The organism is Paenibacillus ihumii, from assembly GCF_001403875.1.
GTDB lineage: Bacteria > Bacillota > Bacilli > Paenibacillales > Paenibacillaceae > Fontibacillus > Fontibacillus ihumii.
This window is the reverse complement of the sequence record NZ_LN884296.1, coordinates 146,202-171,612: the sequence shown is the minus strand read 5'-3', so window position 1 is coordinate 171,612 and position 25,411 is coordinate 146,202. Positions and strand designations below refer to the sequence as shown.

Annotated in this window: 25 protein-coding genes and 2 pseudogenes; 5 read left to right on the top strand and 22 right to left on the bottom strand. The window is 54.0% G+C overall.

Annotated elements, in window-relative coordinates:
- Positions 1-105: 105 nt before the first annotated feature.
- The 11 genes from BN2762_RS02735 to BN2762_RS02685 all read right to left on the bottom strand — a co-directional run bounded on the left by BN2762_RS02735 (position 106) and on the right by BN2762_RS02685 (position 10,072).
- A complete protein-coding gene (locus tag BN2762_RS02735; protein WP_055105495.1) occupies positions 106-912 on the bottom strand; it encodes an ABC transporter permease in 807 nt (268 codons plus the stop codon).
- A complete protein-coding gene (locus BN2762_RS02730; protein WP_055105494.1) occupies positions 912-1,760 on the bottom strand; it encodes an ABC transporter permease in 849 nt (282 codons plus the stop codon). Before BN2762_RS02730 ends, BN2762_RS02735 begins: the two co-directional genes overlap by 1 nt.
- Positions 1,757-2,725 carry an ABC transporter ATP-binding protein gene (locus BN2762_RS02725; protein WP_055105493.1) on the bottom strand — a complete coding sequence of 323 codons (969 nt, stop codon included), beginning with the start codon at positions 2,723-2,725 and terminating at the stop codon, positions 1,757-1,759. The genes BN2762_RS02730 and BN2762_RS02725 overlap by 4 nt, the downstream gene beginning before the upstream one ends.
- 280 nt (positions 2,726-3,005) lie before the next feature.
- Complete coding sequence (locus tag BN2762_RS02720; RefSeq protein ID WP_055105492.1) at positions 3,006-3,758, bottom strand: SIMPL domain-containing protein; 753 nt, start codon at positions 3,756-3,758, stop codon at positions 3,006-3,008.
- 181 nt (positions 3,759-3,939) lie between these two features.
- On the bottom strand, positions 3,940-4,209 hold the full coding sequence (locus BN2762_RS02715) for an HPr family phosphocarrier protein (RefSeq protein ID WP_019640181.1): 270 nt from the start codon (positions 4,207-4,209) through the stop codon (positions 3,940-3,942).
- Positions 4,210-4,309: 100 nt separating this feature from the next.
- Positions 4,310-5,248, bottom strand: a complete 939-nt coding sequence (gene whiA / locus BN2762_RS02710; RefSeq protein ID WP_055105491.1) for a DNA-binding protein WhiA — start codon at positions 5,246-5,248, stop codon at positions 4,310-4,312.
- Between the two features lie 5 nt (positions 5,249-5,253).
- Positions 5,254-6,240, bottom strand: a complete 987-nt coding sequence (locus BN2762_RS02705; RefSeq protein WP_055105490.1) for a gluconeogenesis factor YvcK family protein — start codon at positions 6,238-6,240, stop codon at positions 5,254-5,256.
- Between the two features lie 17 nt (positions 6,241-6,257).
- On the bottom strand, positions 6,258-7,151 hold the full coding sequence (gene rapZ, locus BN2762_RS02700) for an RNase adapter RapZ (protein WP_055105489.1): 894 nt from the start codon (positions 7,149-7,151) through the stop codon (positions 6,258-6,260).
- 123 nt (positions 7,152-7,274) lie between these two features.
- Complete coding sequence (locus BN2762_RS02695; protein WP_055105488.1) at positions 7,275-8,225, bottom strand: ROK family glucokinase; 951 nt, start codon at positions 8,223-8,225, stop codon at positions 7,275-7,277.
- Between the two features lie 274 nt (positions 8,226-8,499).
- The gene (locus tag BN2762_RS02690) at positions 8,500-9,768 is read right to left on the bottom strand and encodes a DUF438 domain-containing protein (protein ID WP_055105487.1); all 1,269 of its coding nucleotides are present in this window, start codon (positions 9,766-9,768) and stop codon (positions 8,500-8,502) included.
- A gap of 76 nt (positions 9,769-9,844) precedes the next feature.
- Positions 9,845-10,072, bottom strand: a complete 228-nt coding sequence (locus tag BN2762_RS02685) for a DUF1858 domain-containing protein (RefSeq protein WP_055105486.1) — start codon at positions 10,070-10,072, stop codon at positions 9,845-9,847.
- Between the two features lie 170 nt (positions 10,073-10,242).
- Here BN2762_RS02685 and BN2762_RS02680 point away from each other — a divergent pair, with 170 nt between their 5' ends.
- The 5 genes from BN2762_RS02680 to BN2762_RS02660 all read left to right on the top strand — a co-directional run bounded on the left by BN2762_RS02680 (position 10,243) and on the right by BN2762_RS02660 (position 14,744).
- The gene (locus BN2762_RS02680) at positions 10,243-10,920 is read left to right on the top strand and encodes a response regulator transcription factor (protein ID WP_055105485.1); all 678 of its coding nucleotides are present in this window, start codon (positions 10,243-10,245) and stop codon (positions 10,918-10,920) included.
- Entirely contained in the window at positions 10,917-12,311 is a 1,395-nt protein-coding gene (locus BN2762_RS02675) for a sensor histidine kinase (RefSeq protein ID WP_055105484.1), read from the top strand. Before BN2762_RS02680 ends, BN2762_RS02675 begins: the two co-directional genes overlap by 4 nt.
- Before the next feature lie 71 nt (positions 12,312-12,382).
- Entirely contained in the window at positions 12,383-13,294 is a 912-nt protein-coding gene (locus tag BN2762_RS02670) for an ABC transporter ATP-binding protein (RefSeq protein ID WP_055105483.1), read from the top strand.
- On the top strand, positions 13,294-14,007 hold the full coding sequence (locus tag BN2762_RS02665; RefSeq protein WP_055105526.1) for an ABC transporter permease: 714 nt from the start codon (positions 13,294-13,296) through the stop codon (positions 14,005-14,007). Before BN2762_RS02670 ends, BN2762_RS02665 begins: the two co-directional genes overlap by 1 nt.
- Before the next feature lie 2 nt (positions 14,008-14,009).
- A complete protein-coding gene (locus BN2762_RS02660; protein WP_055105482.1) occupies positions 14,010-14,744 on the top strand; it encodes an ABC transporter permease in 735 nt (244 codons plus the stop codon).
- 114 nt (positions 14,745-14,858) lie between these two features.
- Here the strand turns inward: BN2762_RS02660 and trxB are convergent, their stop codons facing one another.
- The 11 genes and pseudogenes from trxB to hisD form a co-directional block, all read right to left on the bottom strand.
- Entirely contained in the window at positions 14,859-15,815 is a 957-nt protein-coding gene (trxB, locus tag BN2762_RS02655; protein WP_055105481.1) for a thioredoxin-disulfide reductase, read from the bottom strand.
- Between the two features lie 147 nt (positions 15,816-15,962).
- Positions 15,963-17,690 carry a tetratricopeptide repeat protein gene (locus BN2762_RS02650; protein WP_392391554.1) on the bottom strand — a complete coding sequence of 576 codons (1,728 nt, stop codon included), beginning with the start codon at positions 17,688-17,690 and terminating at the stop codon, positions 15,963-15,965.
- Positions 17,691-18,075: 385 nt separating this feature from the next.
- Positions 18,076-19,023, bottom strand: coding sequence for a ribose-phosphate diphosphokinase (locus BN2762_RS02645; protein ID WP_055105480.1), 948 nt, complete (start codon positions 19,021-19,023; stop codon positions 18,076-18,078).
- Between the two features lie 55 nt (positions 19,024-19,078).
- A complete protein-coding gene (gene hisJ, locus BN2762_RS02640) occupies positions 19,079-19,924 on the bottom strand; it encodes a histidinol-phosphatase HisJ (protein WP_083484741.1) in 846 nt (281 codons plus the stop codon).
- Positions 19,925-20,138: 214 nt separating this feature from the next.
- Positions 20,139-20,843: a bifunctional phosphoribosyl-AMP cyclohydrolase/phosphoribosyl-ATP diphosphatase HisIE gene (hisIE, locus tag BN2762_RS02635; protein ID WP_055105479.1), complete on the bottom strand. Its 705-nt coding sequence runs from the start codon at positions 20,841-20,843 to the stop codon at positions 20,139-20,141.
- Positions 20,840-21,598 carry an imidazole glycerol phosphate synthase subunit HisF gene (hisF, locus tag BN2762_RS02630; protein ID WP_055105478.1) on the bottom strand — a complete coding sequence of 253 codons (759 nt, stop codon included), beginning with the start codon at positions 21,596-21,598 and terminating at the stop codon, positions 20,840-20,842. Before hisF ends, hisIE begins: the two co-directional genes overlap by 4 nt.
- A gap of 105 nt (positions 21,599-21,703) precedes the next feature.
- Complete coding sequence (gene hisA / locus BN2762_RS02625) at positions 21,704-22,438, bottom strand: 1-(5-phosphoribosyl)-5-[(5-phosphoribosylamino)methylideneamino]imidazole-4-carboxamide isomerase (protein ID WP_055105477.1); 735 nt, start codon at positions 22,436-22,438, stop codon at positions 21,704-21,706.
- Between the two features lie 123 nt (positions 22,439-22,561).
- Positions 22,562-22,957 (bottom strand): annotated as a pseudogene (gene hisH, locus BN2762_RS02620) (imidazole glycerol phosphate synthase subunit HisH); the annotation flags it as partial.
- A 222-nt stretch (positions 22,958-23,179) separates the two neighbouring features.
- Positions 23,180-23,387 (bottom strand): annotated as a pseudogene (gene hisH, locus BN2762_RS28285) (imidazole glycerol phosphate synthase subunit HisH); the annotation flags it as partial.
- 2 nt (positions 23,388-23,389) lie between these two features.
- Positions 23,390-24,001: an imidazoleglycerol-phosphate dehydratase HisB gene (hisB, locus tag BN2762_RS02610; protein WP_055105476.1), complete on the bottom strand. Its 612-nt coding sequence runs from the start codon at positions 23,999-24,001 to the stop codon at positions 23,390-23,392.
- Positions 23,985-25,298, bottom strand: a complete 1,314-nt coding sequence (gene hisD / locus BN2762_RS02605) for a histidinol dehydrogenase (RefSeq protein WP_055105475.1) — start codon at positions 25,296-25,298, stop codon at positions 23,985-23,987. The genes hisB and hisD overlap by 17 nt, the downstream gene beginning before the upstream one ends.
- Between the last annotated feature and the right edge of the window lie 113 nt (positions 25,299-25,411).

Here is a 25,411-nt window from a genome sequence, read left to right as displayed (position 1 = left end):
TAACCTATATAAGCTGATGGATTGAATGGGATGTAGGTTTAATTAATCCTATATACTTTAATCGCAGATTAAAAGTCAACTTTTCAGCACCGAAGCCTCCCCTCCTTAGAAAGGGAGGATGGATTGTTTCTTTTGCCCCTTGCCCCGGTTCAAAATATACTGCGCCAGTAAAATCAACGTCACGCTAACGACGATCAATATCGTACACAAAGCGTTAATTTCCGGGGAAATACCGCGTTTCACTTGTCCGTAAATATAGATCGGCAGCGTTGTTGAGCTTGGTCCGCTTACGAAGAAGCTTACCATGAAATCATCCAGGGACAACGTAAAAGCAATGAGCGCCCCGGCCACAATACCCGGCATAATTTGCGGGAAAGTAACGTAACGGAACGTCTGCCAGGCGCTGGCCCCCAGGTCATTGGCAGCCTCCTCCAGCTGCTTGCCCATTCCGGCAAGCCGTGTGCTGACCACTACGTATACATAGGACATGCTAAATGTAATATGCGCAAAGATGATCGTAAGCTTGCCCATGGGAACTTGAAATTGGGTAAACAGGACAAGCAGCGATAATCCCATAATAATATCCGGTATAATAATCGGCAAGTAAAGCAACCCGCCCATTCCGGCCCGCAGCTTGCGGTTCAGCTTCTTCATCGACAGCGCGGCCATCGTTCCCAGAATCATAGACACCACCGTGGACACCGCCGCAACGATCAAGCTGTTGCTCAGCGCCTCAATGACCCGCCGATTTTTGAACAAGGAGGCGTACCAATCCAGCGTAAAGCCGCTCCAATCCGCAGCCAATCGCGAGCTGTTAAAGGAATAAGCGATAATGAAAGCGATCGGTACATAAATAAACACCATCATAAGGAGCGAATGGAATCCGAGCAGCGGATGCGTCTTCGTCTTCATCAGCGACCCTCCTTCACTTTTAAGTGTCTGGAAGTCATCGCTTTGTTAAACAAGGCGATCATGATCAAGGATGTAATTACGAAAATAATCGACAGAGCCGAGCCGAACGGCCAGTCCCGCGCTCCCGAGAATTGCGCCTGGATGACATTGCTGATCATCGCCGATTTCGCACCGCCCAAAATATCCGTTACCACGAACATTCCCGTCGTGGAGACATAGACCAGCACCGAGCCCGTCATGATGCCCGATCTGGTCTGCGGTACTGTGATATGCCAGAACGCCTTCCAAGGCGATGCCCCTAGGTCGCTGGCCGCCTCCAGCAGCTTCTTGTCCATCTGCTCCAGCGCCACATAAATCGGCAGCACCATAAAGGGGATGAACGTATAGACCATGCCGAGCAGAACAGCCCCCCGCGTATACAGCAGCTGCAGCGGCTCATGAATGAGGCCGATATCGATCAGCAGATTGTTGACGACGCCCTGCGTCCGAAGCAGCAGTACCCAGGCATAGGTACGAATGAGGAAATTGATCCAGAACGGAATCGTAACCAGGATCAGCCCCCAGGTCTGTCTCTTCGGGCCGGAATTGGCGATATAATAAGCCAGCGGATAGCTAAGCACAAGACAGATCACCGTCGTCAGGACCGACAGCACGATTGTATCCCAGTAAATCCCCAAATACAATGGATCGAAAAAACGGGCATAAGCTTCCAGGCTAAAGCCAGCTACGACGCCGCCTACCTGGTCACGGCCCATGAATGACATCCCGACGACGATCAGCATCGGAATGACGAGGAATACGCCCAGCCACAACATTACCGGCAATACGGACAGGCTCAATTTTCTCATGGCCCGATGTTCACCTCATCCTCGGCGTTCCAATCCACCCCAACCTTATCGCCGATGCTCCAAGGACGGTCATCAGTGAGATCGAAGACAATCGACACGGTCATCGGTTCATTATCAAGCTGAACGATCAGCTTATGAATGCTCCCCAAATACAAGACGTCCATGATCTCTCCGCTGCGTTTGGAGTCATCCACCTGCCTGCTTGCCCGCAATTTCTCCGGGCGCACAGCAAATAGCCGCCCTTCGCTGGAGAAAATGTTATTCTCACCTACAAAGGTGGCGGAGAACAGGGTAGACGGGGTTGCATAAATTTCGCGAGGTGTGCCGATTTGTTCCACTTGTCCGTTATTCATGATCACGATCCGGTCGGACAGCATCATCGCTTCTTCCTGATCGTGAGTGACATATACAAACGTAATGCCTAAGCTGCGCTGCAGCTGCTTCAGCTCGGATTGCAGATTTTTTCTAAGCTGCAAATCAAGGGCGCCTAGCGGCTCGTCCAGCAGAAGCACCTTCGGCTTGTTCGCAATCGCCCGGGCGATCGCTACGCGCTGCTGCTGTCCGCCGGACAGCTGGTGCGGATACCGCTTCACCAACGGAGTCAGCTGGGTCATCGCGACCGCTTCCTCTACCCGCTGGCGCTGCTCCTTGAGCGGGAATTTCTTCATTTTCAAGCCAAAGGCGATATTATCCTCCACAGTCATATGCGGAAATAACGCATAGTGCTGGAATACCAGGTTCAAATCCCGGCGATTGGGAGGCAAATGGGTCAAATCCTTTCCGTCCAGCATAATCTTGCCGCTTGTCGGTTGCTCGAACCCGGCGATCATGCGTAAAATCGTCGTCTTGCCGCAGCCGCTCGGGCCCAGCAGGGTTAGGAATTCCCCTTCTCGTATGGTGAGCGAAAGCGGATGCACAACGACTTGTCCCCCAAAGCTCTTCTCAACTTCGGCCAGTTCAATCATGTATGCACCAACTCCTTCAGGTCTACTAAGAAAAAAAAGCCATATCCATTGGTATGGCTTTTAACAGGTCAGTCGATTCATTTTTTGCATATTCACTATACCTTGTTTTGCGCTCAGATACAACACTTTTCTAGGCCATTTGGCAGAACTAAAGAAGGTTTTGTGAAGGTTATGCTGTTATTCGTCAAATAAAAGGACCGTGAGCCCTCTGTCCCTTGACAGATTCCAGCGTCACGGCCTTAGCATTCAGCCCCGGTCCGGATTGCTCCGTCCCTCCAGGTTATTTCATTTCATACATCACGGAAAGCGTCGTCTTTACGCTGATCTCTCCGGGCTCGATGGAGGTAGCCTGATCCATGGAGGCTTTCTCCGCTACGGCGAAGCTCATGTTCATATACGGAGCATAGTCGTTGCTTGACTGAGTCACACTTAACACCATGCCGACCTGGCGTTTCGCGGCCTTGGCAATCGCGGCGGCTTTCATGTCCGCATTAGCCATCGCCTTCTGGATCACTTGCTCCTGATATTGATCCGGGTTCTCGGTAGAGAAGCGGACATTATCAATGCGGTTAGCCCCTGCCTTCGTAATCTCGTCCAGCAGCTGGCCTACCTTCTCCAGATCGCGGTAAGTAATCGATAGGGTATGATAAGCGGAATAGCCCTTGACCTTCTGGCCTTCCTTCTCGGAATAACTGTAGTTCGGCTGCACCGAGAACTGGCCCGTCTTGATATCCTTCGCATCGAGCTTCCACGTCTCCTTCAGCAGCGCATTCACCTTGGCCATTTTGGCTGCATTTTGACTTTGCGCCTCCTTCGCCGTGTCCGCCTGCGTCTCAACGCCTACGGAAATGTAAGCGACGTCCGGCTTGACCATGATTTCTCCGCTGCCCGAAACATGAATTACATTACGCTGCGACTCACTGTCAGCATATACAGGCTGCACCATATCCAACCTCCCGCCAATGAATGAACCTCCTGCTAATAATGCGCTTGCAATCACGACTGCGCCTACTGGCTTGAACCATTTTTTCATTAGTAATGACCTCCAATATAGGATGAGTTTAACTACTAAACGGAAGCTTGCAGGCAAATGTTGCAGCAGAGCATTCATAACTTTGGAAAATTATTGTGAAATAATCCATCTCCATTTAAAAAGGGACAACTTCGCGGCCATTACCCCGAAATCGTCCCTTCTTGTACACTGGCAGCCCCCATTACTGGTTCTCCAGTTCCTCTTTGCTTACCAGATTAATTAAAGCGTTTGCGGCCTGCTCCGCATCTGCGCCATCTGCACTGATGTAGATTTCCGTTCCGGTGCTTATGGCAAGGCTCATAATACCCATGATACTTTTAGCATTTACTTTTTTATCGTCTTTCTCAACAAATATTTCAGATGAGTATTTATTCGCTTCCTGAACGAAAAGCGCTGCCGGCCGAGCGTGTAGACCCGTTTTCAATCGAACAGTTACCGGGTGTTTGATCATGAAACCTTACCCCCTATTACGAATTCAATAGCATGTTGTAAAATGATATAATCTTGGTAAATTTATATCATTATATCATATACAGACTATAACAGACTAGTTATACCCCTGCGCCTCCGCGAATTTTTTCCGCCAGCTCATCGATTTTTCGCAGTCTGTGGTTAACGCCTGACTTGCTCACCTTGCCTTTGAGCAGCTCCCCGACCTCCTTCAGGTTCATATCGGGATGGGCGAGACGCACTTCAGCGACTTCGCGCAGCTTCTCCGGAAGGTTCTCAAGTCCCACTTCTTTCTCTAAAAGCCTGATATTCTCGATTTGCCTGACGGCTGCACCAATGGTCTTATTCAAATTTGCCGTTTCGCAGTTCACGATCCGATTGACCGAATTGCGCATATCGCGCATAATGCGTACGTCCTCGAATTTGAACAACGCCTGATGGGCGCCGATAATGTTCAGCAGCTCGATAATTTTCTCGCCTTCCTTGATGTAGAAAATGAAGCCCTTCTTGCGCTCGATGCATCGCGCATTCAGGTGGAATTCATTGGCGAGCTCAACCAGGGCCTTGCAGTGCTCCTCATACATGGAGGCGATCTCCAGATGGTACGAGGAGCCCTCCGGATTGTTGACGGAGCCTCCCGCCATAAATGCCCCGCGCAGATAGGCCCGTTTACAACAGTTTTTCCGGGTCAACTCCGGATTAATCCCCTGGGTAAAAATAAAACCCTCAGACACGATGTTCAACGTCTTCAGTATCTCCTGAACCCTGGCCGGAATTCGTACGATATAGACGTTATTTTTCTTTAACCGCATTTTCTTCCGTACAAGCAGCTCCGTATGAACCTGAAAGTGCTTCTTCAGTAAAGAATAAATTCGCCTTGCTATCGCGGCGTTTTCGGTAGATATGTCCAGAACAACCTTTTTGTTCGAAACCTGCACCGAGCCGTTCATCCGGATTAACGCGGACAGCTCGGCCTGCTCGCAGCAGGGCTCAGCCTCGACCATCGTTAGTTCCTTTTTGGTTTGCGCCGCAAACGACAAGGGTCTCACCTCTTTCGTAAATTCCAGTTCTGCACCAATTGGTAAATATGCTGACTCAGTTTGTCGGCATCATGGCGCAAATAACGACGGAACAACACAAGCGTATCGGCTATAACTTTATAGCCTTGGCCGGTAACAGCGTCCCAATCGACCTCGACGGGCTTGGCGCCTTGCTCGGCATAGAAATCCTGAACCTGGGCCGGGATTTCGCCGTCATTAACGATGACATAATCGAATAAATGATGACCTACATGATCGTAAATCGCCTGCAAGTGATCGCTTACCGTATAGTTATCGGTTTCGCCAGGCTGAGTCATGACGTTGCATACGAATATCTTGATTGCATCCTTGTTGGCCAGAACCGATTCCGTCAGCTTCGGCACGAGCAAATTCGGGATGATGCTCGTATACAGACTGCCTGGGCCAATCAGAATGGCGTCCGCTTCGCGAATCGCTTCACAAGCCTCCGGCAGCGGCTCCACCTCCTCCGGCTCCAAGAAGATCCGCTTGATCTTGCCCCGAGCCTCGGGAATCTTAGATTCCCCCGTGACAATGCTGCCGTCCTCCATCTCTGCATGCAGCACCACCGCCTGGTCGGCGGCGGGGAGCACGCGTCCGCGTACCGCGAATACGCGGCTCAGCTCCCGGACAGCCGTTACGAAATCGCCGGATATGTCTGTAATAGCCGCTAATATTAAATTGCCCAAACTATGCCCCGCTAGTCCCGAGCCGTTGGAAAAACGGTAACTCAGCATATTCGATAGCAAAGGTTCTACGTCCGCCAGCGCGGTCAATACGTTACGAATGTCGCCGGGAGGAGGCATATGCAGCTCGCTCCGCAGAATTCCAGAGCTCCCCCCATCGTCGGCGACGGTAACAATGGCCGTGATATCGAGCGGTTTTTCCTTCAAGCCGCGAAGCATGACCGACAGGCCGGTTCCACCGCCCATCACTACAATTCGCGGCACTTTTGTCTCGTTAGCTCGACTCATCGTCTTGATTCACCCTCTTAATGTCGGTCTCGGCCCTCGTCCCTGTGGCTTACGCGAACCGTCTCCGTTTCACTAGTTCCGAGCATCCGGCCCAAATATTCGGCAATGGCGACCGAACGGTGTTTCCCTCCAGTACAGCCAATGGCGATAATGACCTGACTTTTCCCCTCTTTATGATATTGGGGCAGCAGGAAGTGCAGCATATCCAGCAGCTTGGTCAGGAAGGACTGCGTCTCCGGCCACTTCATAACATAATCATATACATCGCTGTCTTGTCCGGTGTGTGGACGAAGCTGCTCAATATAATGAGGGTTCGGCAGGAACCGGACATCGAACACCAGATCGGCGTCGATCGGTATTCCATATTTAAATCCGAAGGATGTAATGTTAACGGATAAATGATTGCTCTCCAAATGGGAAAAGCGGGAAATGATCTTCTCCTTGAGCTGGGCAGGCTTGATATTGCTCGTGTCGATGACCTGGGTGGCGGACAGCTTCAGCTCCTCCAGCATTTTCCGCTCCAGCCGGATCCCGTCGAGAGGCATACCGTCCGGCGCAAGCGGATGGCGGCGGCGGCTCTCCTTGTATCGCTGCACCAATACGGAATCAGTGGCATCCAGGAATAGAATTTCACAATTAATCGTAAAATGATCTTTTACATAACCGAGCGACTCGGATAACGCCGTAAAGAACTCCCGGCCCCGCAGGTCGATAACAAGCGCTACCTTGGCGATTTTGCCATTCGACTGCTCGATCAGCTCAGCGAATTTGGGGATGAGTACCGGAGGCAAATTGTCCACGCAGAAGAACCCTAGATCTTCCAGGCTCCTGACGGCGAGCGATTTCCCTGCACCCGACATGCCTGTAATGATAATCAAATTGGCAACTGAAGCTTTCTCCTTCTCTGACATGCATTTCCCTCCTCGTGTTCTCCTGTTCTACTCTTCTATCTATTATATAACTAAATATCGACAGCATATATCGACAGAATTGAATGACAGACCCCCGAATTTGAGCTTGCTAGCGTTCGAATCTTAAGAGCGGGTAAACAGGCCGGCTGCGCCAACCATTCCAGCGTTGTTGCCCAGCGTAGCAGGAACGATGCTTACCCCTCTTGCCACGACTTCAGGAGTCAGCTTCTGGAACACACTGCGTACTTCATTAAAGAGAATGTCCCCTGCCTTGGATACGCCGCCGCCAATAATAAATGCTTCCGGATTAAGAACTACAGCTGCGGCGGCCAGCGCCTTGCCTAGATAGAACGCGGCACGGTTGACGATCCGAATCGCCACCTCATCCCCCTCTTTAGCTGCATCAAAAACATCCTTCGCCATGATTTTCTCCACTTGCGACAGCGTCGTGCGTTCGCCTCTGGCCACAGCGTCATTCGCCATCCGAATAATGCCGGTCGCGGAGGATACCGTCTCGAGGCATCCCGTCTCGCCGCAGCCGCACTGAATCGCTTCCAGATCGGGAACCACGGACATATGGCCAAGCTCGCCTGCAAAGCCGGCGAACCCTTGGTAAATTTTGCCGTGAATAATAATGCCGGCACCAACGCCGGTGCCCAGCGTAACGCAGGCGCAATGATCGATGCCCTTGCCCGCGCCGCTCCATGCTTCGCCCAGTGCTGCAACGTTGGCATCATTGTCTATTTTGACGGGCTTGCCCAGACGTGCCTCCAGAATCTCTCGAATCGGAAGATCCTTCAAACCTACATTCGGTGCAAAGATGATGATCCCTTCGCGTACGTCCGTAAATCCGGCAACTCCAGCCCCGACGCCTGCTACCTGTTCCCAATCGAAAGGGGATTGCTCCACAATATGGCGGACATACTTCTCGATATTGTTCACAACGGTATCAGAACCTTTATCAGCTTCGGTTGGCCCTTCATAGGTATGAAGAAGCTGCCCCTCATCATTACAGATGCCGACTTTGATCGCAGTCCCGCCAAGGTCAACACCAATGTAGATTTTTTCAGACATTGTACAAGCCACCTTTTTCTTCAAATAAAATAGTTTATCCTACGTACCAACTATAAGCGAACCACACCGTTCGGTCAAGAGAAGCGAGCTGCAGAAAATCCAGTAAATACAAGGCTTTCAGCGCAAATGACGAAATTCACAAGGGGGGTTTACATCAGAAAAGCACCTGCTGCCGCCTGATTCAGAACAGGAGCCGCCCCTTCAATTTCCCAGCAAAAAACCCCGCCGCTGGCGGGGTTTCCATAATATAGCTGCACATCCTTAATATATCTTCTTAAGACAGGATCCGCTTCTGTCCCTCAAGGGCCTGGATGGGGGCGATATTTTGTGTAAATTCCAAGGTTCCCATATACCGCCCTTCGGGGCTGCGAACCGCGAAATAACGGATATAGACGAATTTATCCTTAAACGGAATCCAGAAGTCCTCGGAATCCTTGCGCCCGGCCTTGAAGTCCTCCAGCAGCTCATTGACGACATGCACGCTTTGCGGAGGATGGCAGTTCTGTACCGTACGTCCGATAACGGCCTTTGTCCGGGCGAATATTCGCTCCTTCCCATGGGAGAAGTATCGGACGACATCGTGCTCGTCGATAAACGTCAGATCGACAGGCAGATGATTCATGATCGCTTCGAGCTGCGCAGCCATCAGTATCCCCGTCTCAAAGCGGATCAGCCCCTCCGGCAGATGGCCATCCTCTGTCCCCTCTTTAGCCTCGTCGAACGGAAGCGGCACACGCTCCGGAATCCACTTCTCCTCCGGAGCCGTCAGACAATAGCCGATCTCATCGCTCTCCGCGGCAATCTTAACCCATTCATCCTCCGTGAGCTTCTCCAAAGCCATTGGCAGCAAAATATTCTCTTCCTTGAAAATCATCTCGTTGACCTCAGTGATCACACGCTCCAGGTCAATAATGAGCATATCCTTATCCGCTGCACAGTCGCCGTTGTAGCTCATCAGCTTCTCCTTCACTTCCTTGATCATCGCACGAATGGCATCATCCACGCCCCACATGACCTTGGTAGGGCCATAGATCCCGTATTTCTCCAAGTAAGGAAAGAGCAAATTTTCCTTACGGCTATAATGCTTATCAAGATCCAGAAGCAGATTCAAATCCTCGACCAGCTTATAGACTATTTCCGAATTGTCCTCCCGGCGGAATTTGTCCTTATGCAGCTCCAGCTTGAAATTGACATGCCGCTCAATCTCGCGGTTCTCCAGCTTAAAAGTATGGACGGGGTGCCCCGGCTGTTCCTCCGGCTTGGACGAGCGGTGAATTTCCTCAATAGAACCTTTAAAAATAGCTGTGTGCACAGAACACAGACGCTGCACCTCAGAGACCGGAATGCCTTCCTCCTCCATCAGGGCGTGCTCCATCGCGGATATTTCGGCCACCGTCACGTCCCCTACTGCTTCCTCGAACCGGGCCTTGACCTCCTCCACGCTCTTGCCTTCATGCAGCTCCTTGATGATTTCCTTCAGCAGCTGCTGCCGACGTCCTTGCTCCGGTACCGCATGCTCGCGGTTATTGATCATTTCGCTCATCACCGTATCCTCCTCTATTTTTAAGCCAATGATTTAAAAATATCCTGAACTCTGGACATCCAATGCGCCGCCTGAGCTACTCCGTAATTTCATAGCCCTTGGCGCGAAACGCGCCCTTGATCGCTTCCAGCTCTACCCTGCGCAGCCTGGCTCCCTGGGGGATCGTCATAAGCCGTCCCGCGCTCTGCAGCATTCCCGGCTTGGCCAGCTGCTCAAAGCCCAACCCTATCATGATCTCGATGATTTCAGGGTCGGCCGTGCATAACTCGTATACCGTTTTACGCAAATCGATCACTTTTCCCATGAACGCTCACCGCATTTCTTCAAATTTGAATGAAAACCATTCTCATATCAAAATTAGCACAGCCCGCCATGGGATCTTGTGATTACAATCACAAGGGTATCGGTGCTCTGACAGACTAGTTTATTTTTTGATGCAGATTTGTCACAATAGGAGCAGAAGGAGGCTTAACGATGAATCCCATTCATTTGCTATATATCGAAGACGATCCAGAAATCGGAACGTGGGTTAACGAGAATCTGCAGGATCGCGGCTACCGCGTGACATGGCTCAAGACCGGGGAACGCGCCCTGGATTATGCCGATACCTGCCGGCTCGCCATCCTTGATGTCATGCTCCCAGGCCTCGACGGCTTCACAGTCGGACAGCGGCTCAAGAAGCAGCACCCGAATCTGCCCGTATTGATGCTGTCGGCAAGAGCCTCGATCGACGACAAGCTGCAGGGCCTGGAGTTTGCGGACGATTACTTGACAAAGCCGTTCCATCCGGATGAGCTAGCCGCCCGAATCGAAGTGCTGCTTCGCCGCAGCGGCAATGCATCTCCCGGGCCGCTCAAGCTGCAGCATCTTCTCGTCCATGAGCGCGAGAACCTCATTATCAACCAGGACACCGGAGAAGAGATTTTGCTGACCGGGAAGCAGTTTCACATTTTCAACTACCTGCTGCGCCACCTTGGTCAAATCATGACAAAGGAGCAGATCTATGAAGCCGTATGGGGAGAGCCCTACCTGGAAGGCGATAAGACCTTGATGGTTCACATCCGGCATTTGCGTGAAAAAATTGAACGCGATCCCGCCTCGCCCGAAATTATCGAGACGATCCGCGGCATCGGCTACCGGGTGAGAGCATGAAATTCATGAAACAGAGCCCCTTGCAGCGCTTTCGGACCTCTCTTCTGTCCCGTTACGTACTCATTATCGCTACGGCCCTTGTATTTATCCCCGTGCTAATGCCCGCCAGCTTCTTGGCCTCCTGGGCAGTTAACCGGATGCTGATTCTCGGCGAGCAGGAAGAGTACCAGCTGCCCTATGGCTCGGCTCATGACCTGGAGAAGATGTGGCATGAGCAGGCCCATGCATTGGCCGGAGCCCTGCCCGAGGAGATCGATGCCAGGCTAACCGAGCTAAAGGCGAAGTACCCCGATGCCTCGCTATTCTGGGTTGATGGGGAAGGCTCCACTCAGCTGCAGCTGCCTGTACAGACTGAGCTTCCTGAGCAATGGTCGGCGGAAGATACAATCGCCTTCATGAAATCAGGATTCAATGCCGATCCCTACACGGTAGTCGCCTTAATCGGAGGAAGCCAGGAGGCGCAGCAAGGATTCATGGTCTTCGAGCTGCCGCGTTCCTATCTAACCCCGCAAGGACGGCCCAGCGACAGCCGATTCTATGGCTTGTTCATGGCACTGATCTTCGGCATCTTCATTCTGCTGTCCTATGTATTCTTCCGCGGCATCCGCAGACGCCTCCTCAGGCTGGAGGCGGCCATGACGCGGGTCGGAGAGAACGGGCTCCCGTCGCCTACGGATGAAGGGCGGCCCGATGAAATCGGCAGGCTGGAACAGGCCTTCAATCGCATGGTGCATCAACTGGAGGAGGGGCGCCAAAGGGAACGTAAGGAAGAGGAGTTGCGCAAGAATTTGATCGCCAACCTGTCCCACGACCTGCGGACACCGCTAACCGTACTCGGCAGCCACCTCTATTCTATGGGGAAAGAGCCGTTATCCCCGCAAGGACGGCAATCCTTATCCTTGATGGAGGCGAAGCTGACAGATCTCGACCACTTGATCGATCATCTGTTGTCCTACAATTTGCTGACGAGCGGGAAATACGCCCTGTCCATAGAGCTGCAGGATGTGCATCGCATCGTCAGAGAGAGTGCCGCCGCTTGGTACCCCGTCTGGGAGAAGACCGGCATGGCTGTCGACATCAGCCTGCCGGAAGAGCCGCTGAGATGGACAGTCGACACACAGGGCTTCCGGCGCGTGCTGGACAACCTCTTCCAGAACGTCGTCCGCCACGCCGGTTCAGGCGAGTATGTAGGCATCCATACGGCACGCTGGAAGGGACGCGCCGCGCTGATCATTGCGGATCACGGCCCCGGCTTGAATGCTGCCTCAACAGCCAAAGGAGCGGGCCTCGGCCTGGCCATCGTAGAGCTGCTGCTCCGGGAGATGGGGCTGCGCCTCGACGCGGAATCCTCAACCGAAGGCACTAGGTTCGTGATCTACCCCGCTTCTTAAACTAAACTTAAACTTCCTCCGCTGCTGCATTTAAACTTCGAAAGTTATGCTGGTTACCGAGGTGATATGCAGTGAGCGAATTGATTATTCAAACTAAAGGCTTGACGAAGAAATACCGCGGCCGCCCGGCCGTCGATCAATTGAATCTGGAAATTTCCAAGGGGGATATTTACGGCTTCCTTGGCCCCAACGGAGCCGGCAAAACAACGACGATCCGCATGCTGCTCGGACTGATTCAGCCAACAAGCGGCTCGATCTCCATTTTCGGGCGGGAGCTGAAGCGGGATAAGCTGAACATTCTGCGCCGTATCGGATCTCTGGTGGAGTATCCCTCCTATTACGGCCATTTGAGCGCCATCGACAACCTGGAGGCTATCCGGCGCATTCTTGACGTGCCGAAGCCGCGGATCGACGAGGTGCTGGAGATCGTCTCCCTGACGAAGGAAGCGAAGCGTCCGGTCAAAGGCTACTCTCTGGGCATGAAGCAGCGGCTTGGCATTGCCGCTTCATTGCTCGGCAACCCCGAGCTCCTGATCCTGGATGAACCGACCAACGGGCTCGACCCTTCGGGAATTCATGAAATGCGCGAGCTGATCAAAAGCATGCCGCAGCAATATGGCATCACCGTACTCGTCTCCAGCCACCTGTTGGGCGAGGTCGAGCAAATGGCCCATAAGGTCGGCATTATTCGCGAAGGACGGATGGTATTCCAGGATACGATCGATAATTTGCGCCTTCAGGCGCAGCATGATATCGAGCTTGTCGTATCCGAGCCCGATTCCGCGATCTGGATCGCCCGTGATCTGGGCCAGACGGGCACCCTCCAAGGGGGGATAATGACCTTCCCGGGCATGAAGGATCCCCAGGTCGCCCATTTGGTGAAGCGGCTCGTCGAGAACGGACATGCCATCTACCGGGTTGAGCAGAAGAAGAAATCCCTGGAGGATATCTTCATGCAGGTGATCGGGGAGGGATCGCTATGATGCTGCTGCGCTCCCTTCGCGCTGATTTCCTAAAAATACGCCGCAAGGGCATCTGGTTCCTGGTTTTCCTGGCGCCGATCGGCCTTGTCGCAATGCAGGGATTGAATTTCGGACTGCGTTTTGACTACTTATCCAAGAGATACGAGGACGATCTCTGGGGCGGGCTAATTTACAATATTGAGCAGTTCATTCCGATGGCGCTATTTCTCGGCTGCACCTTGATCAGCTCCCTCGTCGCCAACGTAGAGCATCAGATGAGCTCATGGAAGCAGCTGCTCGCTTTGCCGGTATCGCGGAGCGCCGTATTTCTGGCCAAGTTCACCCTATGCGTGCTGGTGCTTGCCGTCTCCTGCCTGCTGCTGCCCATCCTTACCGCAGGACTCGGCCTCCTGCTCGGCTTCGAGCCGGCGCTGCCCGTACAAGAGCTGCTCTCGATGGGCTTCATACCTTACTTGGCCGCCTGGCCGCTGCTGGCCCTTCAGCTCTGGCTGTCGCTAACGTTCCGCAACCAGGCGCTTCCGGTATCGATTGGCGTTGCGGCAGCGATTCTCTCGCCATTTACGCTGGATTTATCCGTATGGCTGCCGCTGAATTGGGCCACGCTGGCCATGATGGACACCAGCCCGGTCGCCTACCTGCTTGGCGGAGTTTCCCTCAGCCTCTTCCTGCTCATGATCAGCCTGCTGCACTTTAACCGAAAGGATGTGGATTAACTATGCGGACGTTCCTGCGAATTTTGTCGGCAGAGACGCTGAAAATGTCCAGATCCGGTATTTGGCTGATTATTCTGGCCAGCCCGATCCTCTCGCTATTGATTGGGGCATTGGTGTCGGTTCCCGCGGGCGCAGACCCCTGGCCAATCATGGTCGGCAGCATGGTAATGCTGCACGGCATGCTGTTCCTGCCTATTATGGCGGGGCTGTTCGCGGCCTTCGTCTGCCGCTACGAGCACACCGGCGGCGGCTGGAAGCAGCTGCTTGTCCTGCCCGTAACGCGTACAGGCGTATATCTCGCTAAATTCGCCGTCGTGGCTGGCATGCTTGCGCTAAGCCAGCTCTTCTTCCTTCTGGCCTTGATCGGCGCGGCGAAATATCATGGCTTTCCGGGAGCGATGCCTTGGGACATGTTCCTGAAGAGCATTCTGGGCGGCTGGATCGCCTGCCTGCCGCTCGTCGCGCTGCAGCTTGGGGCATCGCTCAACTGGTCGAGCTTCGCTGCCCCGCTGTCGCTGAACGTCTCATTGACGATTCCGAATATGCTGATCGTCAATTCGGCCACCTACGGCCCGTTCTATCCCTGGGCTCAGCCGGTATTGGCGATGATGCCAGGCGGCGAAGCCAATTACGGCGCCTTTAATCTGCCTTATCAAAGCCTGCTCATCACCGTGCTGGGGAGCTTCCTCCTATTCTTCCTGGCCGGTCTTACCTACTTCCGGCGGAAAGAAATTTAACCGCTGCGGCTCTGGCCCAGAACCCTTAAATTAAACTTACAATTTGCAATAATAAAGGCTGTTCCTAGCGTCATCCATCTGAGGATGACACTTAAGAACAGCCTTTTGGATTAATTATGAATTAAGCGTCTCGCTCCAGTCGCGAACCATCGAGCCCTCCAGCAGCTTCTCGCAATCCATCGCCGCCATGCAGCCGGAGCCTGCGGCGGTAATCGCCTGGCGATAGCGCGTGTCCTGCACGTCACCGCAGGCGAACACGCCTTCAACGTTCGTCATCGTCGTCCCGGGCTTCACAAGGATATACCCATGCTCATCCGTCTCAATCTGCCCGCCGAGGAACTTCGTATTCGGGGTATGGCCGATCGCGACAAAGATGCCGTCCACGGGAATCAGCTCCTCCTCATTCGTCGCGTTATTGCGAACCTTAAGGCCGATCACCTTGCCCTGCTCATCCGTCGATACCTCTAACGGAGTACGATTGAGCGCCCATTCAATCTTCTCATTATTCCTGGCTCGATCCTGCATGATCTTCGAGGCCCGGAGCTCATCGCGCCGATGCACGATGGTCACGCTGGTAGCAAAGCGCGTCAAGAAGCTCGCTTCCTCCATCGCCGAGTCTCCGCCGCCGATCACGGCAATTCTCTTGCCGCGGAAGAAGAACCCGTCGCAGGTGGCGCAGGTGCTTACCCCCCGGCCTACGTTCTCCTTCTCCCCCGGGATGTCCAAATATTTGGCGGAGGCTCCCGTCGAGATAATGACGGTCTCCGCCTCAAGGACTTCGCCGCCCTCGAGGGTCAGCTTGAACGGCCGTTGACGCAGCTCGGCCTCCTGTACCCAGCCGCTCCGGAATTGAGCTCCAAAGCGCTCTGCCTGCTTCCGCATCTGATCCATTAGCTCCGGTCCCAGGATGCCCTGCGGAAAACCCGGGAAATTCTCAACCTCCGTGGTGGTCGTCAGCTGCCCTCCCGGCTGTGTCCCCTCGATCACGAGCGGATTCAAATTCGCCCGGGCCAAGTATATCGCCGCCGTCAGTCCCGCCGGACCGGTTCCAATTACAATCGCCTTGTACATTAATTCCAACCTCCCTGGTACTCATGGTTCATCAAATCAATTCATAATTCGCTATGATTCATTATGTAATTGATCCTATACACAAGTTTTACCCAAGAGAGGCCTGCTTTACCCTTCCCCCGGCAATCTGCCGCCATCCGCATGCTTTTATTGCACAAAGAGGAAGGTATCGTCCCTGCCCTGGACGTTGCATACCTGGCTCATCCGCCGGGCGTAACGGCTTGCCGTCGACGGAGAAATCCCGTAACGCTTCGCCACCTCTTCATAGGTTAGCGATTTACGGTGCATCTTCGCCGTCAAGTAATCGAGCGCCGCTGCCCAGCCTTCAATATGGGCCATCGCCGGAATGTCCGGATATAGGCGGGTTAGAAAATCTACCCATAGCGTTTCAATATTATGCCTCAGCCGTAAATCTGTGGTCTTCCCTATGCGCTTGACGGCCAAATCGACGACCGCCTGCCATTCGCTTCGCCATACCGGTAAGCCGGAGCCGATCTTGCCGGGATCGACCATGATCGTCGCCCCGCCCTTTCGAACAGGCACAGGGCCTTTAACGCCAAGGGATCGCAGCACTAAGACAGCTATGTCCTTCAAGTACTCGTCCTCCTCCGGAACGAGCAGGAAGGCCAGCAGCGCCTCCTCGACCTCCTGATCGGCGATCAGACCAAGGGCTTGAATAACTTGCAGCTTCGTACGGGAATCTCCGTGGCGCAGCGCCCAGAAGAAGGAAGAGCGAATGAGAGGATTGTCCCGGATTTCCGGAGGAAAGCCATTCTTCCATTTCTCCGGATGCTTCAGCTGCTCTTCAAAAGGAAGGTTATAATGATAGTTAATCGAAGGATACTCGCCTTGCCGTCCAGCATCATCCATTCTGTTCAAATAAAAAGAGGCGATATCCGAGCCAGGATCCAGCTTGACCAGCTGCTGCCAGAGCGCTCGCGCCGCCGGATATCTCCCGGAATTATAGGCTGCCGCTGCAGCATAGTGATATAAGACAGGGTCTCGATTCACTTCATGATCCTGAAGCAGCCGCCTGAAGTGAACATAAGCTGTTGCGTGCTCCCCGAGAATCCCCATCGTCGTCGCCAGCTTGAACAAATGCTCCTGGTGAAAAGGCACAACGATCCGCAGCAAACCCCGCAGCTTGTCCAATGCGGCTGTATTTCCTTCCCTCTGCAGGAATATCGCCAGATTGCACAAGCCATGCAAATTGCCGGCATCCCGCTTCAGCACCTCCTCGATGGCCTCCATCGCCTGCGGGAACAGACCCAGGTAATAGTATCCTAAGGCCAAATTGTTGCGAGCTGCCAGGAAATCCGGGTCCTTCGCCACAATCTCCTCCAGCTGCTTCACAGCCTGGGCGAATTTCCCCTCCTCAAGCCACTCGCGGGCCAATTCATGCTCGATCATGCCTTCGCGCGCTTTGATGCTTTTTAATTGTGCCGGACGCCCCAGCTCATATTGCAGCAGCTCCATCATCTCTTCCGCCTCGGCCAGAAACTGCCCGCCCGCGTCCTCCTGCAAATACATAATTAATGCTTCTTCCGCTGCTTCAAACTGCTCCATATTCGCATAATTATTAGCCATATAGAAATAACATTCCGTCATGGACGGATCAATGTCCTGTAAAATGGCGGACAACACAGCATTGGATGCCTCATAGTCGCCCATTTCAGACAGAATGCCCGCCATATTGCAATGATTGACCGGGTTCCCCGGCTCATATTCCACCGCTTTACGAAAGTATTTCAATGCCTTGTCATAGCGATTGCGGTCCAGCGAATAGACAGCTCTCTCAAAGAAAAAGTTCGCATCCATAGACAGCCGCAGCACATTCGCCGGCATGTCCTCCATTCGGATTCTGTTCTTCTTCACTCAAGGCACCTCCTTCTATCCCTATCTCTCAACACAGTATACCATAGAGGAAGCGCTCCTCCCACGGAAAAACAGGAAGGTAAAATACGGATGAACTACTGAATTTAGAGGAAAAGAACTACTTGTTCCGAAGTATAATAAACAATAATAGAGATACAGAATTTTACAAAGGGAGTGGAATGGTGACCATTATATGGGAGAATATTATTCTGAGCTTATTGATTATTCTATTACCCCTAGCATTAATTGCCGGTTTAGTGGTCTGGCTCATTTTAGGCGGCAAGCCCCGCAAGCGTTAAAATCAAGAAAAAGCCGGAAGCCCTCTCGTTCATAGAAGACCTCCGGCTCTTTATGTATGGCAGTCACAGCCCATATCACCCGCGTTCTAAATCCCCCGATCCCGAAATAAAGCAGCAATCGAACCGCCCTCCATAATAAACTGGATAGCCCTGGACAGCATCGGCGCTACGGACAGCACCTTGAAATGGTCCGGCGGCGGCTCCGGCAGCTCGATCGAATCCGTCACGATAACCTCACGGATGTTCTTATGGCGGAGGCGCTCGACCGCCCGATCCGAGAACAGGCCATGCGTTGCGCAGACATAGGCGTCATTGGCGCCCCTCTCCTTCAGCCCTTCCACCACGTTGACGATGGTGGTTCCGGTATCGATTAAGTCCTCGATGATGATCGGTGTGAACCCCGCGACATCGCCGATGACATGCGTGATCACCGACTCGTTATGGGCCGGCCGCTTCTTGATCATAATCGCGAAGGGAGAATCCAGCCCGCTGGCCAGCTTCTCGGCCATCGAAGCCCGCCCGGCATCGGGAGACACGACGACCGGATTCGGAATGTTCTGCGCCTTCAAATATTCAGTCATCAAATCAAGCGCGGTCAGATGATCGACAGGAATGTTAAAGAATCCTTGAATGGCAGGCGCATGCAGGTCGATCGTCGCAACCCGGCTTGCCCCTGCCGTAGTTAGCACATCGGCCAGCAGCTTCGCGGAGATCGGTTCCCGCGGAGCCGATTTCCGTTCCTGCCGCGCATAGCCGTAATACGGCATGATGACGTTGACCGTTCGCGCGGAGGCTCGCTTGGCTGCGTCGATCATCACCAGCAGCTCGACGAACAGCTCATTGATCGGATGGGAGAGGGACTGCACCAGAAACACATCGGAATTGCGGATGCTCTCTTCGTAATGCACATAGATCTCTCCGCTTTTGAATCGGGACAGCTTGACCTTACCCGGCTCAACCCCGAGCCGCGCGCATATCTCCGCCGTCAATCTTGGATTCGATGAACCCGCAAATATTCTCAGCCTGGATTCCATAACTGCCTCCTGGATCATTATTGTAGTAGTCGATTATGTGGGAGCTTCCAGAATTCTAATCCTGCTCCAGTGGAATCATTCTGCGCTGCCGCTTCGTGAACGTCGCGAGCTCCCGGACACCTAGCCCGTACAGAGCAGCCCGGGCAGTATCCAAATGCTCGCTCAGCTTTAGCGGATTATGGGCATCGGAGCCTACGGTCAGCGGTATTCCCAGCTGAATGGCCGCTTCCAGAATGTGAGTCGCCGGGAACATCTCGGCGCACGGCTTGGACAGTCCCGAAGCATTCAGCTCCATCGCTATCCCCGATTCGGCAATAGCCGCCAGGGCTGCCTGCTCCAAAGCCCGTGTCTCCTCTCCCCGCTCCGGCCCCGGAGCGTGGCCAAAACGCTTAATGACATCGAAATGCCCGATGATGTCATAGAAGCCCGTCTTGGCGGCTTGGCCTATGGCTCTATAATAACGCTCATACACGGCAAAGATATCCTGGCCGTCCCAGTTATGTACCTGACGGTAATCAGAAATATCCCACTCCCCTAGAAAATGTACGGACCCGATGACATAATCCCAAGGATAGGCCTGAATGATCTTCTCGATCTCTGCTTCCCAGCCCTCAATATAGTCGCCTTCAAGGCCAACCTTCACGTCAATCCGGCCGCGGTACTTCTCCTTCAGGGCGAAGGCTTCCTCCACATAGCGCGGCAGCTCGTCCATCGCCATCGCCATCTCGGGGTAATAGGTTTCCGGATTCACATGCAAGAGCGGCATATGATCGGACACGCCGATTTCGGACAACCCGATCTCGATGCCGCGGACAACGTATTCCTCAAGGCTGCCTACGGCATGGCCGCAGCGGGCATGATGCGTATGATAATCGATCCAATAATTCCTCTTCATTGCCATTTATGATCCCTCGCTCCAATTTCTTGACACGCGACTCTTTATCAATAAATTATATCTACAGCTTGTCCCGCTTAATTGAATCCTTATCAATTGCTTGTCCGCATTAAATATATCAAATATTTATAGCTTATCCCGCATTACTCCGCATAAGCCATGGTACATCCACGTCAAGCGTTCAAGTCCTCTTCTTCCATCTATATGGATATGTCTTCGGTCAGTCCCGGCGCGGGCGCTCATGGCGCCGCTCCAGCTCCCGCATAATGTCGTCCAGCGGCAGATTCCGTTCGCGCAGCAGCACGAGCAAGTGATAAATTAAATCGCTGACCTCATAGCGGAGCTCGTCGTTGTCACCGTTTTTGGCAGCGATGATTGATTCCGCAGTTTCCTCGCCGACCTTTTTTAGGATCTTATCGATCCCTTTATCGAAAAGATAAGTCGTATACGCTCCTTCTGGGCGCTCCTTATGCCGCTCAGCAATCAACTGCTCCAGCTCGGCCAGAACGGCAAACCGGCCGCTTGCCGTACTACGCTCCGCAGCGCCTGCCCCTGCAGCCTGATCTTCAGCCGTGGCTGCTGTGCGGTAGAAGCAGCTGTCTTCTCCGGTATGGCAGGCCGGGCCCTGGCGATGAACCTCCACGAGCAAGGTGTCGCCGTCGCAGTCATAGCGAAGCGACAAGATGCGCTGCGTGTTGCCGGAGGTGGCACCCTTGTTCCACAGCTCGGAGCGCGAGCGGCTCCAGAACCAGGTCTGCCCGGTCTCCAGCGACTTCTTCAGAGATTCCCGGTTCATGTAGGCGAGCATCAGCACATCCTTCGAGGCTGCGTCCTGCACAATGGCCGGGACAAGGCCGCTATCGTCCCACTGAATAGTCTCTTCCAGCTGATCCAAGGGAAGCTGCTGCTTAAGTTGCTGACTCATCGTATTTTCACTCCTCTGGATATCAGATCCTTTTTCAAATCCGGAATCGCAATTTCTTTATAATGAAAAATCGTTGCTGCCAAGGCAGCATCCGCCTCTCCTTCGGTGAACACGTCATAAAAATGGGACACTTTGCCCGCACCGCCGGAAGCAATGACCGGAATACCCACGGTACGGCTAATCGCCTTCGTCAAAGAGATATCGAAGCCATCCTTGGTCCCGTCAGCGTCCATGCTCGTCAGCAGAATTTCCCCCGCGCCTCTAGACTCGGCCTCTTGGGCCCACTGGACCGCGTTCATTCCCGTCCCTTTTCGTCCGCCGTGGGTATACACTTCCCAATCCTTCAGCTCCTCGTTATATTTCGCGTCGATCGCAACAACGATGCACTGAGAGCCGAAGCGCTTCGCTCCATCGGAGATCAGGTCGGGATTCAGCACGGCTGCAGTGTTGATGCCGATCTTGTCCGCACCCGCCCGCAGAATCCGCTTCATATCCTCCACCTGGGAGATGCCACCGCCTACGGTGAACGGAATGGAAATCTCGCCGGCTGTCTGCTTCACGACCTCGACCATCGTCGCTCGCCCTTCGTTCGAAGCGGAGATGTCCAAGAAGACGAGCTCATCCGCGCCTTCCCGGTCATACAGAGCTGCGAGCTCAACCGGATCCCCCGCATCCCGCAGATTCACAAAATTTACGCCTTTCACGACCCGCCCGTCTTTGACATCAAGGCAGGGAATAATTCGTTTTGCGAGCATGATGGATCATTCCTTCCTAGAATAGTTTCCTGCGGCCTTAAGCTGCCGCACTTTGCTTCAAGCGCCCCTTTGAGGCCCCTTGATCTTGATCCTAACCGTCTAGCTCTAGCCTTGGATCGCCTTAATTGCCGCAGCCAGATCGATGCTGCCGGTGTACAGCGCCTTGCCGACGATCGCGCCGCCTACGCCCTCCCGGGCATGTGCCGCAAGCTGGAGCAGGTCATCCTGAACCGTTACGCCGCCCGAGGCGATAACCGTGCGTCCCGAAGCCTTGGCCAGTGCAACTATGGCATCCACATTTGGCCCCTGCATCATTCCGTCGCGGGAAATGTCCGTGAAAATAAAGGTCTCTGCCCCCTTGGCAGCCAGCTCCTTCGCCAGCACCTCCGCCTGAACCTCCGAGGTCTCCAGCCAGCCGCGCGTCGCTACGAAGCCGTTGCGCGCATCGATGCCGATAGCGACTTTATCGCCGTAGGTGCCAAGCACCGATTCTGTGAACTGGCGATCCTCGATCGCGGCCGTTCCGAGAATGACCCGGCTCACGCCCAGCGACAGCAGGCGCTTTACGTCATCCAGCGTACGCAGACCGCCGCCGACCTGCACCGGGACCTGTACGCTGCGGGCGATTTGCCCGATCAGCTCATCGTTTACAGGCTGGCCGGCCTTCGCTCCGTCCAGATCGACAAGGTGGATGAACGTGCCGCCCTGCGCTTCCCATGACTTGGCGACCTCCACCGGATTGTCATTATATACGGTTTCTCGTCCATAATCGCCCTGAACCAGGCGGACGCATTTGCCTCCCCGGATATCAATCGCCGGGTAGATAATGAATGAAGACATAGACTACGTTCCTCCGCTCTATACTTTTCCTTTGCATTAAAGGTGATTTCACGACATCACTTGCTATTAAGTCAATCTAGCCGGTTAGAATGGCAGCCCTGTACCCCTCAGCGCCGCGCATGCCTAAGCTTTCCCTTGGGCCTGCGCCAGGGCCAGGAAATTCCGCAGCAGCGCCATGCCCAGCTCCCCGCTCTTCTCAGGATGGAACTGCATGCCGTATACGTTGTCACGGCCCACGATCGCCGTCACCGGATGACCGTAGTCGGTCACGGCGATCAGATCGCTCTTCGCTTGCGGCTCGACGTGGTAGGAGTGGACGAAGTAGACATGTCCCTCCTCCAGCCCCGCAAGCAGCGGGCTCTCCGGCTGCAGGAACGACAGCCGGTTCCAGCCCATGTGCGGCACCTTGTACCCGCCGCCTGCAAAGCGCACCGCCCTGCCCGGCAGAATGCCGAGGCCCTCGTTACGGCCATGCTCTTCGCTCTCGCCGAAGAGCAGCTGCATGCCGAGGCAGATGCCTTTCTCTTCTCCACCTCTCTCTTTTTCTCCTCTCCCTTTCTCCTTTCCTTCCCCTCCTCTCCCTCTTCTTCCCTTTTTTCTTTTCCCCCCTTCTTTCCCCCTCCCTCTTTTCTTTTTTTCTCCTTTTCCTTCTCTCCCCCCTTCTTTCCCCCCTCTCTTCTTCCTTTTTTTTCCTCTCCCCCCCCTTTTTTTTTCCTTCCCTTTTCCCTCTTCCTTCTCTTTTCCTCTCCCTCTTTCTCCTTTCCTTTCCGGTGCCGCGCAGATGCGTCATGGCGTCGCCAAAGGCGCCCACGCCTGGCAGCAGCACGCCGTCGGCACCGAGAATGGCCGAGGCGTCGCTTGTGACGTGCCCCTCATAGCCGAGGCGCTCGACGGCCTTGCTGACGCTGTGCAAATTGCCCATTCCGTAATCAACGATGGCAATGGCCAAAGTTAGAGCACTCCCTTCGTTGACGGAACGCCGCTAATGCGCGGATCAATGCTTGTAGCTTCATCGATGGCACGCCCGAGTGCCTTGAACACGGCTTCGATCATATGGTGTGTGTTCTGCCCGTAATGAACGATGACATGCAGCGTAATTCGGGCCTCCAAAGCCAGCTTCCACAAAAATTCATGCACCAGCTCGACATCGAAGCTGCCCACCCGGTTGGATGGATATTCGGCGCGGTATTCGAAATGCGGCCGGTTGCTGCAATCGATCACCACTTGGGCAAGAGCCTCATCCATCGGTACGAAGACGCTCGCATAGCGCTTGATGCCCCTTTTATCTCCCAGCGCCTCCCGCAAGCACTGTCCCAAGCAAATGCCGATATCCTCGACGGTATGGTGATCATCGATTTCGATGTCCCCGTGAGCCTCCACTGTTAGATCAAAGTGGCCATGCTTCGTAAACAGGTCCAGCATATGATCCAGAAACGGCACATCGGTCTGCAGGTTAGATTGCCCGCTGCCGTCGACGGAGAAGCTCAATTTAATATCCGTCTCATTCGTCCTGCGGCTCACGCTTGCGCTCCGCACTCTTGTCTCTTCATGATTGGTTGTCATCTACATTCCCTGCCTTTCCTTCTTTACGCATCCTTATTTCGATCGCCCGCGCATGTCCCTCAAGACCCTCGCGGCGCGCCAGCTCCATAATCGTCTCGCCGTTCTTCAACAGCGCTTCCTTACTATAATAAATCAAGCTCGATTTCTTGATGAAATCATCCACATCAACCGGCGAGGAATAACGCGCTGTTCCATTGGTCGGAATAATATGGTTTGGCCCGGCAAAATAATCCCCCACCGGCTCCGAGCTGTAAGGACCGAGGAAAATAGCGCCCGCATTCTCAACCAAACCGAGATAAGCCATCGGTTCCTCCACCATCAGCTCGAAATGCTCCGGCGCCAGCTGATTGATCACGCCGATTCCTTCTTCAATCGAATCAACCAGAAGAATGACGCCGTATTTCTCGATCGAAGCCGCCGCAATGTCCCGGCGGGGCAGCTCCGCCAACTGGCGCTGTACCTCTGCCTGACATGCTTTGGCGAAGGACTCCGAGGTCGTAACGAGGACGGCTGACGCCATTTCATCATGCTCGGCCTGCGAGAGCAGATCGGCAGCCACGTAGGCCGGATCAGCGCTGTCATCAGCCAGCACAGCGATTTCGCTCGGGCCTGCGATGCTGTCGATATCGACCGCGCCATAAACCTCCCGCTTCGCTAAGGCCACGTAGATGTTGCCTGGCCCGCAGATTTTATCGACAGGCGCAATGCTCTCCGTGCCATAAGCTAGGGCAGCGATGGCCTGCGCTCCGCCGACCCGGTAGATTTCATTCACCCCGGCTTCCGCAGCAGCTACCAGAATATACGGGTCGATCCCGGCCTTACCGCTCGTTGCAGGCGGAGTCACCATGACGATCTCCGGCACGCCCGCCACTTGGGCGGGAATGACATTCATCAGCACCGAGGAGGGATAAGAAGCCTTACCGCCGGGTACATATACGCCAACCCGCTTAAGCGGGCGAATGACCTGTCCAAGCATACTGCCGTCAGGCTGCAAATCCATCCAGGAATTGCGCTTCTGCCTGGCGTGGTAAGCGCGAATATTCGCGGCTGCGGCCGATATCGCCGCTACGAAGGAGGACTCGACTTGATTGTAGGCAGCCCGCATTTCCTCCTTCGTTACCCGCAGCGTTTCCGGCAGCAGCTTCATGCCGTCGAGCTGCTCCGTATAGCGCAAAAGCGCAGCGTCCCCTTCATTTTTCACAGCGTTTACGATCGTCTTGACGATTGCATTCTGTTCCGGCGAACCGTAGTCCACCTCCCGCTTCAGCTGAAACTGTCCCGCCGATACGATTCTCATCCCTGTTTGCCCCCTATCACTGGCTATGTTCCATCTTCCTTGAATTCCATCCTTAATTTCCGTTATTTGGTGCTATTATTTGATGCTTTCTGGACTTACCCCATATATGCATA